13 protein-coding genes are annotated in these 17,096 nt (G+C 69.7%); 9 read left to right on the plus strand and 4 right to left on the minus strand.

The genetic code is table 11. The features are described 5' to 3' along the window. Positions 1–87 precede the first annotated feature (87 nt). From leuS to rsfS, 5 genes are all read left to right on the plus strand, one after another. On the plus strand, positions 88–2,844 hold the full coding sequence (gene leuS, locus ASE35_RS17665; RefSeq protein WP_057164657.1) for a leucine--tRNA ligase: 2,757 nt from the start codon (positions 88–90) through the stop codon (positions 2,842–2,844). A gap of 265 nt (positions 2,845–3,109) precedes the next feature. Beyond that, positions 3,110–3,754: an LPS assembly lipoprotein LptE gene (gene lptE, locus ASE35_RS17670; protein ID WP_082607107.1), complete on the plus strand. Its 645-nt coding sequence runs from the start codon at positions 3,110–3,112 to the stop codon at positions 3,752–3,754. Between the two features lie 2 nt (positions 3,755–3,756). Next, a complete protein-coding gene (gene holA, locus ASE35_RS17675) occupies positions 3,757–4,803 on the plus strand; it encodes a DNA polymerase III subunit delta (RefSeq protein WP_057159662.1) in 1,047 nt (348 codons plus the stop codon). Between the two features lie 43 nt (positions 4,804–4,846). After that, complete coding sequence (nadD, locus tag ASE35_RS17680) at positions 4,847–5,512, plus strand: nicotinate-nucleotide adenylyltransferase (protein WP_057159661.1); 666 nt, start codon at positions 4,847–4,849, stop codon at positions 5,510–5,512. Between the two features lie 37 nt (positions 5,513–5,549). Beyond that, complete coding sequence (rsfS, locus tag ASE35_RS17685) at positions 5,550–5,975, plus strand: ribosome silencing factor (RefSeq protein ID WP_056176203.1); 426 nt, start codon at positions 5,550–5,552, stop codon at positions 5,973–5,975. A gap of 213 nt (positions 5,976–6,188) precedes the next feature. Here rsfS and ASE35_RS17690 read toward each other — a convergent pair whose 3' ends face one another. Beyond that, the gene (locus ASE35_RS17690) at positions 6,189–7,736 is read right to left on the minus strand and encodes an alkaline phosphatase PhoX (RefSeq protein ID WP_157489548.1); all 1,548 of its coding nucleotides are present in this window, start codon (positions 7,734–7,736) and stop codon (positions 6,189–6,191) included. 142 nt (positions 7,737–7,878) lie between these two features. Between ASE35_RS17690 and rlmH the strand changes: the two genes are divergently transcribed. Beyond that, the gene (gene rlmH, locus ASE35_RS17695; protein WP_056176196.1) at positions 7,879–8,349 is read left to right on the plus strand and encodes a 23S rRNA (pseudouridine(1915)-N(3))-methyltransferase RlmH; all 471 of its coding nucleotides are present in this window, start codon (positions 7,879–7,881) and stop codon (positions 8,347–8,349) included. Positions 8,350–8,967: 618 nt separating this feature from the next. On the opposite strand, the gene ASE35_RS17700 is transcribed toward rlmH, so the two are convergent. From ASE35_RS17700 to ASE35_RS17705, 3 genes are all read right to left on the minus strand, one after another. Beyond that, positions 8,968–9,633: an energy transducer TonB gene (locus ASE35_RS17700; RefSeq protein ID WP_056176192.1), complete on the minus strand. Its 666-nt coding sequence runs from the start codon at positions 9,631–9,633 to the stop codon at positions 8,968–8,970. A 257-nt stretch (positions 9,634–9,890) separates the two neighbouring features. After that, complete coding sequence (locus ASE35_RS21380; protein WP_157489549.1) at positions 9,891–10,052, minus strand: hypothetical protein; 162 nt, start codon at positions 10,050–10,052, stop codon at positions 9,891–9,893. A gap of 5 nt (positions 10,053–10,057) precedes the next feature. Continuing rightward, entirely contained in the window at positions 10,058–10,834 is a 777-nt protein-coding gene (locus ASE35_RS17705) for an SIMPL domain-containing protein (protein WP_057159879.1), read from the minus strand. Positions 10,835–10,958: 124 nt separating this feature from the next. On the opposite strand from ASE35_RS17705, the gene ASE35_RS17710 reads away from it, so the two are divergent. The 3 genes from ASE35_RS17710 (at position 10,959) to ASE35_RS17720 (ending at position 17,075) form a co-directional block, all read left to right on the plus strand. Beyond that, positions 10,959–11,528, plus strand: coding sequence for a Maf family protein (locus ASE35_RS17710; RefSeq protein WP_056176186.1), 570 nt, complete (start codon positions 10,959–10,961; stop codon positions 11,526–11,528). A 66-nt stretch (positions 11,529–11,594) separates the two neighbouring features. Next, entirely contained in the window at positions 11,595–13,082 is a 1,488-nt protein-coding gene (gene rng / locus ASE35_RS17715) for a ribonuclease G (protein ID WP_056176183.1), read from the plus strand. Between the two features lie 114 nt (positions 13,083–13,196). Next, positions 13,197–17,075 carry a YhdP family protein gene (locus ASE35_RS17720; protein WP_057164658.1) on the plus strand — a complete coding sequence of 1,293 codons (3,879 nt, stop codon included), beginning with the start codon at positions 13,197–13,199 and terminating at the stop codon, positions 17,073–17,075. Positions 17,076–17,096: the final 21 nt, after the last annotated feature.

The raw sequence follows: 17,096 nt of genomic DNA on the forward strand, positions 1-17,096 counted from the left end.
GGCGTCGCGCCGAGCCGGCCGCCATGGCGGGCTTTTGTGCGCTGCGGTAGGCTTTCGGGTCTTTCCTTGCCCTGCCAGACCCCCTCCGTGTCCAGCGACGTCGCACCAGCCCCCACCGACAGCCACGCCTTCGACCCCAAGTCCGTGGAGGCCGCCGCCCAGCGTTACTGGGACGGTACCCGCGCCTTCGAGGTCGACGAGCGCTCCGACAAGCCCAAGTACTACTGCCTGTCGATGCTGCCGTACCCCTCGGGCGCGCTGCACATGGGCCACGTGCGCAACTACACCATCGGCGACGTCATCAGCCGCTACAAGCGCATGACCGGCCACAACGTGCTGCAGCCGATGGGCTGGGACGCGTTCGGCCTGCCGGCCGAGAACGCCGCGATCAAGAACAAGACCGCGCCGGCCAAGTGGACCTACGCCAACATCGAGCACATGAAGGCGCAGCTCAAGACCATGGGCTACGCGATCGACTGGTCGCGCGAGTTCGCGACCTGCCGTCCGGACTACTACGTGCACGAGCAGCGCATGTTCGTGCGCCTGATGAAGCAGGGCCTGGCCTACCGCAAGAACTCGGTGGTCAACTGGGACCCGGTCGACCAGACCGTGCTGGCCAACGAACAGGTGATCGACGGCCGCGGCTGGCGCACCGGCGCGCTGGTGGAGAAGCGCGAGATCCCGCAGTGGTTCCTCAAGATCACCGACTACGCTCAGGAGCTGCTGGACGGCCTGGACGCGCTGCCGGGCTGGCCGGATGCGGTCAAGACCATGCAGCGCAACTGGATCGGTCGCAGCGAGGGCCTGGAGATCCGCTTCGACGTGCGCGACGAAGCCGGCCACGCGGTCGAGCCGCTGACCGTGTTCACCACCCGTCCCGACACCCTGATGGGCGTGACCTATGTGTCGATCGCCGGCGAGCATCCGCTGGCGCTGCGTGCCGCCGAAAGCGATCCGGACCTGGCCGCGTTCCTGACCGATCTCAAGCGCGGCGGCGTCACCGAGGCCGAGTTGGAGACCCAGGAAAAGCGCGGCATGGACACCGGCCTGCGCGCGCTGCATCCGGTCACCGGCGAGGAGCTGCCGGTATACGTGGCCAACTTCGTGCTGATGAACTACGGCACCGGCGCGGTCATGGCCGTGCCCGGCCACGATCAGCGCGATCACGAATTCGCCCTGCGCTACGCGCTGCCGATCAAGATGGTGGTGGTGCCCGACGAAGTGCGCGACGCGCTGGACGAGATCGGCCGTCACGTCGCACGCCACGACGACCCGATGCGCAGCGCGCTGGGCGAGGCCGGCGCGGTCGACGTCTACGACACCGGCGCCGCGGTGCAGGTGGTCGAGGACTTCCAGCGCCGCATCGCCGAGGAAAGCGCCTACACCGAGCGCGGCTGGCTGGTGAACTCGGGCGGCTTCGACGGCATGGATTTCCAGCAGGCCCTGGACGCGATCGCCGCCCGTTACGGCGACGACGGCCGGGTCGTGCGCCGGGTCAATTACCGTCTGCGCGACTGGGGCGTGAGCCGCCAGCGCTATTGGGGTTGCCCGATCCCGGTGATCCTGTGCCCGCGCTGCGGCGACGTGCCGGTGCCGGAGGACCAACTGCCGGTGGTGCTGCCCGAAGACGTGGAATTCAGCGGCGTGGCCTCGCCGATCAAATCCGACCCGCAGTGGCGCAAGACCACTTGCCCGAGCTGCGGCGGCGACGCCGAGCGCGAAACCGACACCTTCGACACCTTCATGGAGTCGAGCTGGTACTACGCGCGCTACACCTCGCCGGGCGCGGCCGCGCAGGTCGACGAGCGCGCCAAGTACTGGACCCCGGTGGACCAGTACATCGGCGGCATCGAGCACGCGATCCTGCACCTGATGTACTTCCGCTTCTACCACAAGCTCATGCGCGATCAGGGCCTGGTCGACAGCGACGAGCCGGCGGTCAACCTGATGACCCAGGGCATGGTGATCGCGGAAACCTTCTACCGCGGCCCGAAGGGCTCGGAGGACTGGTTCAATCCGGCCGACGTGGACGTGATCCGCGACGAGCGCGGCCGCATCACCGGTGCGACGCTAAAGGCCGATGGCCAGCCCGTCGAGATCGGCGGCACCGAGAAGATGTCGAAGTCGAAGAACAACGGCGTCGATCCGCAGCTGATGGTCGGCAAGTTCGGCGCCGACACGGTGCGCCTGTTCTCGATGTTCGCCGCCCCGCCGGAGCAGTCGCTGGAGTGGAACGAGGCCGGCGTCGAAGGCATGGCGCGCTTCCTGCGCCGGCTGTGGACGATGGTGCACAAGCACGTCGCCGACGGCCCCGCGCCGGCGCTGGATCTGGCCACGCTGGACCCCGCGCAGAAGACCCTGCGCCGCCAGCTGCACGAGACCATCCAGAAGGTCGGCGACGACTACGGCCGCCGCCACAGCTTCAACACCGCGATCGCCGCGGTGATGGAACTGCTGAACCATCTGTCCAAGTTCGACGATGCCAGCGCCAACGGCCGCGCCCTGCGCCAGGAAGCGCTGGCCGCGGCGGTGCTGCTGCTCAACCCGATCACCCCGCACGCCAGCCACGCCCTGTGGCAGGTCCTGGGCCACGCCGAGACCCTGCTGGAGGACCTGAGCTTCCCGCAGGCCGATCGTTCGGCGCTGCAGCGCGACGCGGTCACCCTGGCGGTGCAGGTCAACGGCAAGCTGCGCGGCACCATCGAGGTCGCGGTCAACGTCGCCAAGGAAGAGGCCGAACGCCTGGCCCTGGCCGAGCCGAACGTGCTCAAGTACCTGGAAGGCCTGAGCGTGCGCAAGGTGATCGTGGTGCCGGGCAAGATCGTCAACATCGTCGCGAGCTGAGTCCACGCGCATATCCCCCTCCGGCCAGCGGGCATAGCCCGCTGGCGTTCGGTCGCGCACCAACCCGCGGTTCGTAAACGCACGCCTTCGCCCTATTCAACGGGGGAGGCAAAGCCAGCGAGCAATCAGTGGTTCCGCCTTTGCTGTTCCCCCCTTTGAAAAAGGGGGGCCAGGGGGGATTTGCTTCCCGCAACCCCTGAAGCCTCGTTCAGCCCAAGTCCGCCCCGCTATTGATGCGCGCGGCCCGCTCGTCCAGACTTCGCGCATGACCCGTCGTCCGTTCATCGCCGCCGCTACGGCTGCCCTCGTGCTGGCCTTGTCGGCTTGCGGTTTCCAATTGCGCAGCGCGCTGACATTGCCGCCGGACCTGGGTCCGGTGCGCGTGGTGTCGGTGGACCGCTACAGTCCGTTGGCCGAATCGCTGGCCACCGCGCTGACCCGCGCCGGCGCGGTCCCGGCCACGCCGGAGACCGAATCGGCGGCGGTGCTGGACCTGCTGTCCGAGCGCTGGGGCGATACCCCGGTCGCGCTGGACCAGCTCGGCCGTACCCAGGAATACAGCCTGCGCTATGCGGTGATCTTCGAACTGCGCAAGGCCGACGGCACCGCCCTGGTGCCGCGCCAGACCGTCGAACTGTCGCGCGATTACGTCTCCAACCCGGTCAACTCGCTGGGCACCGAAGGCGAGCGCGAAGTCCTGCAGCGCGAAATGCGCCGCGAGATGAGCGCCTCGGTGCTGCGTCGCATCGACGCGGTGGTGAAGAAAGTTGATGGCGGCGCCGGCGCCGCGCCCAGCGCGCGCGAACGGCCGATCGCCACCGATGCCGCGCAGGCGGCGATGGAAGCGGCCGAATCGGTCGCGCCGCAGCCTCCCGCCCAGACCGAACCGGCACCGCCCAAGCCGCGCTGACGATGGAGCTCAAGCCGGAACAGCTGGCGGCCCAAGTCGCGTCCGAGCCGCTGCGTCCCGCCTACCTGATCGCCGGCCCCGAGCCGCTGCGCGTGCTCGAAGCCGCCGACGCCGTGCGCGCCGCCGCGCGCCAGCAGGGCATCGCCGAGCGCGAAGTGTTCGAAGCCGAGGGCAACCAGCGCGAACCCGACTGGAATGCGCTCGAGGCCAGTTTCCGCGCGCCCAGCCTGTTCGCCAGCCGGCGCCTGGTCGAGCTGCGCCTGCCCACCGGCAAGCCCGGCAAGGACGGCGCCGAAGTCGTTTCCGGTTTCTGCGCCGACCCGCCCCAGGACGTGTGCCTGCTGGTGACGTGCGGGGAGTGGAGCAAGCAGCACGGTGGCAAGTGGAGCGAAGCGATCGGCCGCGTCGGCCGGGTCGCGATCGCCTGGCAGATCAAGCCGCACGAGCTGCCCGAATGGATCGAGCGCCGCCTGCGCGCGCGCGGCCTGCGCGCCGACCGCGACGCGGTGCAGAGCCTGGCCGACCGCGTCGAGGGCAACCTGCTCGCGGCCGCCCAGGAAGTCGACAAGCTCGCCCTGTTGTCCGACGGCGAGAGCATCGACCTGGCGCGTATGGAATCCCTGGTCGCCGACGCCGCGCGCTACGACGTGTTCCGGGTGGTCGATGCGGCCATGAACGGGCAGGGCGCGCAGGTCTCGCGCATGCTCGCCGGACTGCGCGCCGAAGGCGAAGCGGTGCCGGCGCTGTTGGGCATGGTGGTGATCGAATTGCAACGCGGCGCCGCGCTGGCGCGCGTGAACGCGCGCGGCGGCAACCTGTCGGCGGAGTTCAAGGCCCAGCGCGTGTGGGATTCCAAACAACCGATGTACCGGCGCGCATTGCAGCGCCACGACGCGCGGCGCTGGGACGTGTTCGTCGCCCAGGCCGGCCGCGTCGACCGCATGGCCAAGGGCCGCGAGGCCGGCGATGCCTGGGTCGCGCTGGAGCGCTTGCTGCTGGCCGTGGCCGAACCGCGCGCGGCGCGACTGCTGACCGCGGGCGGCGCGTGAACGGGCACGGCCCGCGCGACCGCCGCGCCGCGACGGCGGCGCCGTGAGCCTGCTGGTCTTCTACGGCGGCACGTTCGACCCGGTCCACGACGGCCATCTGGCGATCGCGCGCGCCGCGCGCGACGCCTTGGACGCCACGGTGCGGCTGATGCCCGCCGCCGATCCGCCGCATCGCGCCCCGCCGGGCGCCAACGCGGCCCAGCGCGCGCGCATGCTCGACCTCGCGGTCGCCGGCGAGCCGGGCCTGGTCGTGGATACGCGCGAACTCGCGCGCGCCGGCCGTTCCTACACCGTCGAAACCCTGCGCGAACTGCGCGCGCAGATCGGCGCGGACGCGCCGGTCGCGCTGCTGGTGGGCGCCGACAGCTTCCTGGGCCTGCCGCAGTGGCACGAGTGGCGGGCCCTGTTCGATCTGGCCCATTTCGTGGTCGCGCAGCGCCCTGGCAGCTCGCTGGAACAGGGCCTGGCCCCGGAACTGGCGGCCCAGATCGGCGGGCGCGAGGCCGCCGATGCGGCCGCCCTGCGTGGCGCCCCGGCCGGGCGGGTGCTGCGCCTGAACCAGCCCCTGCACGCCGAATCGGCCAGTCAGGTACGCCAGCGCATCGCCGCCGGCCAGCCCTGGCAGGACCTGGTGCCGGCGCCCGTGGCGGTCTATATCGAGCGCCATGGCCTGTACGCGGGACAGGCTGCGGTCGGCGCTCCGCTATAATCTCCCGGCACCCCCTCGAGCCCCCAGAGTCCTTTCCTTGACCAGCCAAGCCCACGTCATCAAGACCCGCATGCCGACCCCGCCCCCGTCCACCGACGCGCTATTGAGCACGGTGCGCGCCGCGGTCGAGGAACTCAAAGCCAAGGACGTCGTCGAGATCGATGTGCGCGGCAAGAGCAGCGTCACCGACTACATGGTCGTCGCCTCGGGCACGTCGACCCGCCACGTCAAGTCGATCGCCGACGAAGTGGTCAAGTTCGCCAAGAACCTCGACGTCATGCCCTTGGGCGTGGAAGGCGAGCGCGAGGCCGAATGGGTGCTGGTCGACCTGGGCGACGTGGTCGTGCACGTGATGCTGCCGCGCGTGCGCGAGTTCTATGCGCTGGAGCGCCTGTGGACGGTCGGCGACCAGCCGCCCAGCTACGACGACGAATTGGAGACGGACGAGGAAGACCGGCTGTAAGCCGTCGCTTGTTCGCTGCGGAAAACGGCGCCCTCGGGCGCCGTTTTCGTTTGGGTCGTGGGTCAAAAGCAAATCCCCCTCAATCCCCCTTTTTCAAAGGGGGAAGACAAGCAGGAGCGCGCGCCTCTTTGCAAAGGGGAAGACAATCTGGGGCGTCTGTTCCCCCCTTTGAAAAAGTGGGAGCTAGGGGGGATTTGCTTTCGCTTCGCAGCCCTACAACGGCCCGCGCTCCCAAGGCCCCGTGATCGCCACCGTGATTCCTGGCGTCTGCATGTTCACGAACAAGGTGCGCGCGAACGGATCCCAGCAGGCGCCGCAGAACTCGGTGTCGCGGTAGTCGCCTTCGGGCACCGTCTTACCGGCGTCGGCGATCTGTTGCGAGGTCAGGGCGACGTTGTTCTTGGCGAAATAGAAGGATTCGCCGGCGCGGGTCAGGCCGATCAGGCGCGCGCCCGGGCCGTATTCGTCGGGGCTTTCGCCACCGTCCTCGCACAGGATCACGCCGCCGCGCGCGCTCACGCTGACGTTGTCGGGGTTGTGCGCGGCGAGTTGGTTGCCGCTCACGAACAGCGCGCGCAGGCGTTGACTGGCGAGGTCCAGCACCCACACCGCGCCGTTGCCGCGGCCCTTGCGGCCCTGGGCGTCGACGCCGGTGCTGGTGTCGACGATGAACAGCTTGCCGTAGCTGTACCAGATGCCTTCGCCGCGGCTCATGCGCAGCGCGCCTTCGCTCCAGGCCTGGGCGAAGGTGCCGCTCAAGGTGTCGCCGGCGGAGATGTCGGGATAGCCGGCCGGAGCGGCGATCGAGTCCAGATCCGGATCCGGGATATCGACCCACTCCAGCGCGTACTCGGTGCCGATGCTGGCGACGGTGAGATCGGCGTTGCGGCGCCCGCGCACGCGCGCGGCCTGCAGGCGGCCGCCGTGCTCCAGCGAGCCGTAGCGGCCGGCGCGGTCGTTGGGAAGGAAGCGATACAGGCCGGCCTTGTTGCGGTCGTCCTCGGTGAGATAAACGATGCCGGTGCGCGGATCGATCGCGACCGCCTCGTGGCTGAAACGGCCCAGGCTGATCAGGGGCCGGCCGCTGGTGCGCTCGCTGCGCGGATCCACCTCGAACACGTAGCCGTGCTTGCGGCCGGTGCTGGAGACCGCGTCGCTCTTGATCTCCTCGCAGCTCAGCCAGGTGCCCCACGGGGTCGGACCGCCCGCGCAGTTGACCAGGGTGCCGCCCAGGCTGGGTTCCAGGCTGCCCCATTCGCCGTTGCGGTAGCTCAGGGTGGTGGTGCCGCCGCCGGCATGCTGGCCGCCGCCGAGGTCGCCGGTGTCGTACATGCCCGGGGCCTGGATCGGACTGGCCGCGCCGCGCTCGTGATTGCGGATCAGCACGTACTCGGGGCCGTGCGGACGGAAGCGCTCGGCGCCCAGACCGTGCGGACGACGTCGGCCGGGACGCACGCCGACCACGGCCATGCCGTCGTGGCGGTCGGGGCAGGGCTGGCCGTCATCCATGCGATCGCCGCTCCAACCGAAGGAGCGGTAGCTAAAGCCGCGCGGCAGCTGCAGCAGCGGCAGGCCGGTACTGCGGTCGGCCACCGGGGCGAGCGGGCCGTAGCGGCTGGGGACGGGGGCAAGTCGGGTCGGGTCTTGGGCGGCGAGCGCCTGGCGCGAGTACAGCGCGCCTAGCGTGCCCATCGCGCCGATCGCCATCGCGGCGGCGCTGCCCTTGAGGACCTGGCGGCGGGAGGGATCGAAAGCATCCACGGTGCGGCTCCTGCTGGCTGGGGGAGCCTGCACGCTAGGTCGGCGCGGTAACCGTTCGATGACACCTCGGCGACATCGCGTCTGAATGCGACGCAGACGGCCTTTAGTCCGTGCCTGCGTCGCGGACCGCTACCATGTGGCGATGAAAGCGAAACTGATCGCCGTCGGCGAACGCGCGCCGCGCTGGGTCGCCGAGGGTTTCGGCGAGTACCAGAAGCGGCTGTCGCATTGGCTGCCGCTGGAACTGGTCGAAATCGAACCCGGCCTGCGCGGCAAAGGGCGCGACGCCGCGCGCGCGACCGCCGACGAAGGCGCGCGCGTGATCGCGGCCTTGCCCAAGAACGCCTGCGTGGTCGCGTTGGAAGGGCGCGGGCGGCTGTGGACCTCGGAGCAGATGGCGCAGCGCCTGGAGCATTGGCGCGGACAGGGGCGCGATCTCGCGTTCCTGATCGGCGGCCCCGAAGGCCACGCGCCGGACGTGTTGGCGCGCGCGGACGAGCAATGGTCGCTGGGCCCGCTCACGCTGCCGCATATGCTGGTGCGATTGGTCGCAGCCGAGCAGTTGTATCGCGCAGCGGCGCTGCTGGCTAATCACCCGTATCACCGCGCTTGAGCGTGGGCTTGGCTGTTGGCGCTGCGCGCTCATTTCTCGTCCCCCCTATCTGCTCGTCGCCGCGCTTTGCTTGTCTCCCCTCTTTAGTAAAGAGGGGCCGGGGGAGATTTGCTTTTCGCTTTTTGGGAGGGCAGAGCAAAAGCAAATCCCCCCTACCCCCCCTTTTTCAAAGGGGGGATTACAGCGGCGTTTTCGCTGTGACGGGTCTGGCCTCTGCTTGTCTCCCCTCTTTGTAAAGAGGGGCCGGGGGAGATTTGCTTTTCGCTTTTTGGGAGGGCAGAGCAAAAGCAAATCCCCCCTAACCCCCCTTTTTCAAAGGGGGGGATTACAGCGGCGTTTTCGCTGTGACGGGTCTGGCCTCTGCTGGTCTCCCCTCTTTGTAAAGAGGGGCCGGGGGAGATTTGCTGTTCGCTTTTTGGGAGGGCAGAGCAAAAGCAAATCCCCCCTAACCCCCCTTTTTCAAAGGGGGGGATAACTGCGGCGTTTTCGCTGTGGCGGGTGTTGCCTTTGCTGGTCTCCCCTCTTTGCAAAGAGGGGCCGGGGGAGATTTGCTTCTCCCAGCCTGCGCAAAAAAAACGGCCCGGCCATACCGGCCCGGGCCGCCCCTCGCCAAAGGACTTAACGTTCCAGGGTAAATTCGATCGGCACCCGGCCGCGTGCCTGCACCGGCTGGCCGCCTTCCATCGCCGGCTGGAAGGTCCAGCGCGACAGCACCACGCGCTTGGCGGCCTGGTCGAGCACGCGGTGGCCGCTGCTCTTGACCACGGTCACCTCGATCGGCTTGCCGTCGATGCCGACCAGGATCTCCAGCATCACCGTGCCGGTGAGTTGATTGCGCACCGCCTCGCCGGGATAGGTCGGCGGCGGGTTGTTGACCACCTGCAAGGTCACGCCAGTGAGGACCTCGCCGCGGCCGATATCGTTGCGCGCAAACACCTCCGGCTGCGGCGGGGCTTCAGGCACATAGACGCTGTCGCTTTCGATCGGGTCGACCACAGGCTGCGGCGGCGTTTCCACCATCGGCTTGGGCACGATCGTCGGGTTGGGCTTGGTCTCCTTGCGGATCTCGCGTTCGACCACCGTCGGCGGCGGAACGATCGGCTTGGGCTTGTCGCGCCAGATCACGTCGGGGACGATCACATCAGGAGCTTCGGAAAACTGCGGCGCCGACATCGGCACAAGCAGCAGCATCAGCAGCACTGCATTGACGGCGACCGCGCCCGCGGTGCCGATGATGCGGCTGGGGTCCAGTTGACGGTCGGGGTGTTCGATCGCGTGCGCCATGGAAGCTCTCCTGGAGTGGTCTGCACGAATCGAAACGGACCGGAATTGCGGGTGGGGTTAAGCGCGACGAAATTTTTTTCGGGGCGGCCACGAGGCCGGCCGGGCGGGGCGCTGGCCCGCGCGTGAGGCGCCGTCGTGCCCGCCTATCCAGACGCGGACGACGCGGAGGGGACGCACGCGCGGCGCCCCTTTTTTTGCAAGCCCCACACAGCCGAAGGCCCGCTTGCGCGGGCCTTCGGTACGACAAAGCGGCTTGCTCAATCCTTGGACGGATCGGGCTCGGTCACCGGTTCTCGGTCCAGACCGCCCTCGTCCGGGTTCGGCGGCCGCTTGGGGTGCGGCTGGCGCGCGTCGTCCGGGTTGCGCGGCTGCGGCTCCGGGTAACCGGGCGCGGGCTTGCGCGGGTCGGGGGCGGTCATGGCGCTCACTTGCCCAGCTCGAACACCACATCCAGATTGACCGACAACGCGCTTTCGCCTGGCGAGATCGAGGTGTCGGCGGCGGCGCCGGCCTTCTCCATGCGCATGGCCATCATCGGCACCGGCGGCTGAAAACCGCCGCCCTCGCTGATGCTGACGATGCGGCGCACCTTCAGCCCCAGGGTCTTGGCGTACATCTCGGCGCGCGCCTGCGCCTTTTCGACCGCGCCGCGACGGGCCTCGTCGTAGGCCACGGCCTTGACCTTGTCGTCGATGTCGAAGGTCGGTCCGTTGATCTGGTTGGCGCCGGTGGCGACCAGGGCGTCGAGGATCTTGCCGAGCTTGGCGATGTCGCGCACGGTCAGATTGACCGTGTTGCTGGCCTGGTAACCGGTGATCACCGGCGGCTGGTTCTCGGCGTAGCGGTACTGCGGGTTGAGGTTCACGCCGCTGGTCTGGATATCGCGGTCGGCGATGCCGGCGGCCTTGATCGCGGCCACGACCTTGGCCATCTGCTCGGCGTTGGCGCGCATGGCGCTGTTGGCGTCGGCGGCCTGGGTGACCACACCGGTCGAGATCACGGCGATGTCGGGGACGCGCTTGACCTCGGACTGGGCCGAAACCGAGAGCAGCGTGCCGTCGCTGGCCACATAGGCCGGGGCGGTCTGGGCGGTGGCGGACATGGCGGTGACGGCTCCGAAGGCGAGGGTGGCGGCCAGCACCAGGGGGCGCAGGGCGAAACGGGACGGCGAGGCGTGGTGCCGGCTTGGCGAGGACGACATATTCAACTCCTGTTGAGATGGGAACTAGGGTGTTGCCGATCCAGTGAACGAATCGTGATCCACGGCGGGGTTGCTGTAACCCGCGTGGGGCGGCGCTCAGTCAGCGCGGGTTATGCTTCGCAGGATGCTCTATCTCGCCTCCAAATCGCCACGACGCCACGAATTGCTAAGCCGCCTGGGCCTGCCGTTCGGGGTGCTGGACCTCGATATCCCGGAGCATCGCCAGCCCGGCGAGCCCGCCGAGGACTACGTGCGCCGGGTCGCGCGCGAGAAGGCCGGCGCCGGTCTGCTGACCGTGGTCGCCAACCCGAGCGCGCTGGTGCTGGGCGCCGACACCGAGGTGGTGCTGGACGACGAAGTGTTCGGCAAGCCGCGCGACGGCGACGATGCCGCGGCCATGCTGCGCCGGCTGTCGGGGCGCAGCCACCGGGTGATCTCGGCGGTGTCGCTGGTCTCGCCGGCGCGCGAGTCGCAGACCGTATCGGTGTCGGACGTCGAATTCGAGGCCCTGGACGAGGCGCGCATCGCCGCCTACATCGCCAGCGACGAATGGCGGGGCAAGGCTGGCGCCTACGCCATCCAGGGCCGGGCCGAGGCCTTCGTGACCCGTTTGTCGGGCAGCTATTCCGGCGTGATGGGCCTGCCCCTGCACGAAACCGTGCGCCTGCTGCGCGAGGCCGGACTCGATGCGTGACCCGCGCGTCGGCCGCCGCGCTGCCTTCCCTCCACCGTTGACGACCCGCAGAGCGCCTTCCACGCCATGACCGAAGAAATACTCGTCAACGTCACCCCGCGCGAAACCCGAGTCGCGGTGGTCGAAAACGGCATGTTGCAGGAGCTGCACATCGAGCGCGGCTGGCGGCGCGGCGTGGTCGGCAATATTTACAAGGGCAAGGTCCAGCGGGTGATGCCGGGCATGCAGGCGGCCTTCGTCGAGATCGGCCTGGAGCGCGCCGCGTTCCTGCACGCGGCCGACATCGTCAAGCCCACCCAGGTCAGCGAAGGCGAGGGCGACCAGGCCCCGTTGCCGCCCACTCCGACCCGGCCGATCGCCGAGCTGCTGCGCGAGGGCCAGGAAATCATCGTGCAGGTGGTCAAGGACCCGATCGGCAGCAAGGGCGCGCGCCTGACCACCCAGCTCAGCATTCCCTCGCGCTACCTGGTGCTGCTGCCGCGCACGCGCGTGGTCGGGGTGTCGGCGCGCATCGAGGACGAGGCCGAGCGCCAACGCCTGAAGGCGCACGTGACCGCGCTGGCGCCGGCCGGCGAGAACCATGGCTATATCGTGCGCACCAATGCCGAAAGCCAGCCCGCCGAGGCCCTGGCCGAGGACGTGGCCTACCTGGGCCGGGCCTGGGCGCTGATCTCCGAGAAATCGCGCAGCTCGCGCGTGGGCGAGCGCGTGTACGAGGACCTGAGCCTGCCGCTACGCGCGGTGCGCGACCTGATGCGGCGCGACGTCGAGAAGGTCAAGGTCGATTCGCGCGAGACCTGCGAGCGCCTGCGCGTGTTCGCGGCCCAGTACATGCCGGGCCTGGACGAGAAGATCGAGCATTACACCGGCGCGCGTCCGATCTTCGACCTGTACGGGGTCGAGGACGAGATCCAGCGCGCCCTGGACAAGCAGGTGCCGCTGAAATCCGGCGGCTACCTGGTGATCGACCAGACCGAGGCCATGACCACGGTCGACATCAACACCGGTTCCTTCCTGGGGCAACGCAATCTGGAGGAGACCGTTTACCGGACCAATCTGGAAGCGGCGCAGTCGGTGGCCCGACAGCTGCGCCTGCGCAACCTCGGCGGCATCATCATCATCGACTTCATCGACATGACCGATGCCGAGCACAAGCGCCAGGTGCTGCGCCAGCTCGAGAAGTCGCTAGCGCGCGATCACGCCAAGACCACGGTCTACGAATTCTCGCCGCTGGGTCTGGTCGAGATGACGCGCAAGCGCACCACCGAAAGTCTGGAGCGCCAGCTCAGCGAGCCCTGCCACGAGTGCGGCGGCCGCGGCACGCTGAAGACGCCGGAGACGGTGACCTACGAAATCTTCCGCGACATCGTGCGCCAGGTCCGTCAGTTCGACGCCCCGCGGCTGCTGGTGATCGCCTCGCCGAAAGTGGTCGCGCGCATCACCGACGAAGAGTCGGCGGCGGTGGCCGAACTCGAGGAATTCCTGGGCAAGTCGATCCGGTTCCAGCCGGACGACCAGTACGCGCAGGAGCAGTTCGATGTTGTGTTGCTTTAAAGCCGGGATTTGGGATTCGGGATTCGGGATTCGTTTGAGCGGATTCCGGCCTTGGTCTTGCCGAATCCCGAATCTCGTATCCCGAATCCCGGCGGCGCGCGGAGCGCGACGCTAATGCCCACCCCGCTGCGCCGCCGTTTGCGTTTCGCCCGCCGTAGCGTGGCCTATACGGGCGCGGTGCTGTTGGTGTTGCTGGCGGTGTTGCTGGGCGTGGCCAGTCAGATTCTGCCGATGGCGGAGCGCAATCCGGACCAGATCGCGGCGTGGTTGAGTCAGCGCGCCGGACGGCCGGTCGCGTTCGATCGGGTCGAGACCCAATGGACGCGGCGCGGTCCGCTGCTGCGTCTGGACGGATTGCGGGTCGGCGAGGGCGCGCAGGCCTTCGTGGTCGGCGATACCGAAATGCTGGTGTCGATCTACGCCGGCCTGCTGCCGGGCCATTCGTTCTCGGAGCTGCGCCTGCACGGCCTGGACCTGACCCTGGAGCGCGCCGACGACGGACGCTGGAAGGTGCGCGGCCTGCCTGGACAGGAGCAGCCGAGCAAGGATCCGCTGGCCGCGCTGGAAGGCCTGGGAGAATTGCAGGTGATCGACGGCAAGCTGGCGGTGATCGCGCCTAAGCTCGGCGTGGACGCGCGCATTCCCAAGATCAATCTGCGCCTGCGCGTGGACGGCGACCGCGTGCGCGCGGGCCTGCGCGCCTGGCCCAGCGTCGGCGTCGCCGGCGCGCCGGCGTCGCCCTTGGACGCGGCCCTGGATTTCGACCGCAAGCGCGGCGACGGCCGCGCCTATGCCGGCGCGCGCCGCGCCGATCTCAGCGCCTGGGCGGCGCTGCTGCAGGTCGCCGGCATCGGCGCCGAGAGCGGGCAGGGCCGCGCCGAGGCCTGGGCCGAACTGCGCGGCCACCGCGTCGCCATGGTCACCGTCGACGCCGCGCTGGAACGGCTCGCCTTGCGCGGCGCGCCGCTGGGCGATGGCGACGACGCGGTGCCGCGGATCCGTTTCGACAGCGTCGAGACACGCGCGCGCTGGCGCCTGGACGAGGGCGGTTGGCGCTTCGACGCGCCGCGTCTGCGCATCGGCGGCGGCGCCAAACAACAGGTGCTGGACGGCCTGGCGATCGCCGGCGGTCGGCGTTACGCCCTGCTCGCCGATCGCATCGACGCCGGCCCCTTGTTGCAGGCCGCCGCGCTCAGCGACCGCGTGCCCGCCGGCCTGCGCCGCTGGTTGCACCAGACTCGGCCGCAGCTGTCGCTGCAGCGCATCTCGCTGTCCGGCCGTCGCGACGGTCCGCTGCGCGCGAGCGCGCGCATCGACGGCCTCGGCTTCGCCGCGGTCGGCACCGCGCCGGGCCTGAGCGGTCTGTCGGGCGATATCGAAGGCGACGCCGACGGTTTCAGCCTGCGCCTGGACCAGGCCTCGCCGATGCGCTTCGACTGGCCGTCGGGTTTCGGCGTGGCCCACACCGTGAGCCTGGACGGCACGGTCGCCGGTTGGCGCGAAGGCGCGGGCTGGCGCATCGGCACGCACGCGCTGACGATCAAGGGCGAGGGTTTCGGCGCGCGCGCGCGCGGGGGCATGTGGTGGCAGGGCGACGGCACGCGGCCGTGGATCGACATCGCCGCCGACCTGGACGAAGCCGCGGTGCCGGTGGCCAAGGGTTTCTGGGTCCGCCACAGCATGTCGCCGAACCTGGTGCGCTGGCTGGACTCGGCCCTGATCGGCGGCAGCGTGCGCAACGGTCACGCGATCGTGTCCGGCGATCTCGACGACTGGCCGTTCCGCGACCGCAACGGCCGTTTCGAGGCGACCGCGAAACTGCACCAGGCGGTGGTCAAGTTCCAGCCCGAATGGCCGGCGGCCGAAGGCCTGGACGCGGACGTGGCGTTCATCGCCGACGGCTTCAGCGTCGATGGCGTCGGCAAGCTCGCCGGCGTCGGCATCCAGAAAATCCACGCCGGCATCGATCACTACAAGGACGGCGCGCTTAACGTGCAGGCGCAGGCCGCGTCCGACGCCGCGCAATTGCTGACCCTGCTGCGCCAGAGTCCGCTACAGAAGCAGCACGCCGACACCTTCGCCAATCTCAGCGCCAGCGGCCCGGCCCAGGTCGCGTTCGACATGAAGCTGCCGCTCAAGCCGGGCAGCGTCACCGCGATTTCGGGCTCGGTCGATCTGGGCGGGGCCAAGCTTGCCGATGCGCGCTGGAAACTCGCCTTCGACGAAGTGCGCGGCCGCGCCGAGTACGCACGCGGCGGCTTCGGCGCCAACGATCTGTCGGTGCGTCACGAAGGCCAGCCCGGCAAGCTCTCGCTGCGCGCGGGCGACTACGTGCGCGATCGCGGCAACGTCTTCGAAGCCGGGCTCGATGCCAGCGTCGGCGCGCAGTCGCTGATCGAACGCGCGCCGGAACTGGGCTGGCTCAAGCCCTATCTGGACGGGCGCTCCAACTGGACCATCGGTATCGCCATTCCGATGGCGCAGGCCGGCGTCGCCTCGCCGACCCTGCTGCAATTGCATTCCAACCTGGTCGGTACCGCGCTGGAGCTGCCGGCGCCGTTGCGCAAGCCGGCCGCGGGCAGCCTGGCGACCACGGTGGAAACGCCCTTGCCGGTGGGCAGCGGCGACATCCGGGTCGGGTTCGGCAACGTGATGGCGCTGCGCGCGCGCACCGTCGATGGCCGCACCGGCGTGCGCGTCGCCCTGGGCGCCACCCGCGTGGACGAAGCGCCGCCCGCGCACGGCCTGATCGCGAGCGGCCGCACCGGCAACCTGGACGCGATCGAATGGCTCGCGTTCGCCGAAGGCGGCAAGCAGGGCGAAGGCGAGGGCCTGCCCTTGCAGCGCATCGACGTCACTGCGCAGAAGCTGCAACTGCTGGGCGGCGTGTTCGCCGACACGCGCCTGGTGGTGGCGCCGGCCCCGCGCGGCGCCACCGCGGTGCGCGTCGAAGGCCCGTCGCTGGAGGGGGCGGTGCTGGCGCCGGCCGATCCGGCCGCGCCGCTGGCTGGCAAGTTCGAGCGCGTGTACTGGCGTGCGCCGGCCGCGTCGGCCTCCGGCAACGCCAACGCGATGAGCGCGCTGACCGCGGCGCCGGCGAATCCGGCGCCGGCCGCCGGCGCCGTGGACAACGGCTTCGATCCGGCCAAGGTGCCGCCGCTGACCATCGACATCGCCGACCTGCGCCTGGGCGATGCGCGCATGGGCAGCGCGCGCGTGCGCACCCGTCCGACCGCGACCGGCATGCGCCTGGAGCAGATCCAGACCCGTGGCGACAAGCAGGCCATCGACCTCAGCGGCGACTGGAACGGCCGCGGCGCGGCCGCGCGCACGCGCCTGACCATGAACATCGACAGCGGCGACACCGGCGCGCTGCTCACCGGCTTCGGCTTCGGCGGCCTGGTCGCCGGCGGCAAGGCCAAGATCCGTTTCGATGCCGGTTGGCCCGGCAGCCCGGCCGCGTTCGCGCTGGGCTCGCTGGACGGCGGCCTGAGCTTGGACGTGCGCGACGGGCGCTTGCTCGAGGTCGAACCCGGCACCGGGCGTGTGATCGGCCTGCTCAGCATCGCCCAGTTGCCGCGGCGGTTGGGCCTGGATTTCCGCGACCTGTTCTCCAAGGGCTTCGCTTTCAACCGGGTCGGCGGGCATATCGCGATCGGCGCCGGCAGCGCGCGCAGCGACGATCTGGTCATGGACGGCCCGGCCGCGACCGTGAACATCCGCGGCTCCACCAACCTGCGCGCGCAGAGCTACGACCAGACCATCGAGGTCCGGCCCAAGACCGGCAACCTGCTGACCGCGGTGGGCGCGATCGCGGCCGGCCCGGTCGGCGCGGCGATCGGCGCGGCCGCCGGCACCGTGCTGCAGAAGCCGCTGAGCCAGATCGGCGCCAAGACCTACCGGGTGACCGGCCCCTGGAAGGAGCCCAAGGTCGAGGTGATGACCCGCGAGCAGACCCGCAATGCCGGGCGCGAGGCGCCTCCCGCGGGTTAGGCGGCCCACGCACGATCACGG

It is taken from the genome of Lysobacter sp. Root916 (assembly GCF_001429785.1).
In the GTDB taxonomy this organism is placed as follows: Bacteria; Pseudomonadota; Gammaproteobacteria; order Xanthomonadales; family Xanthomonadaceae; genus Lysobacter.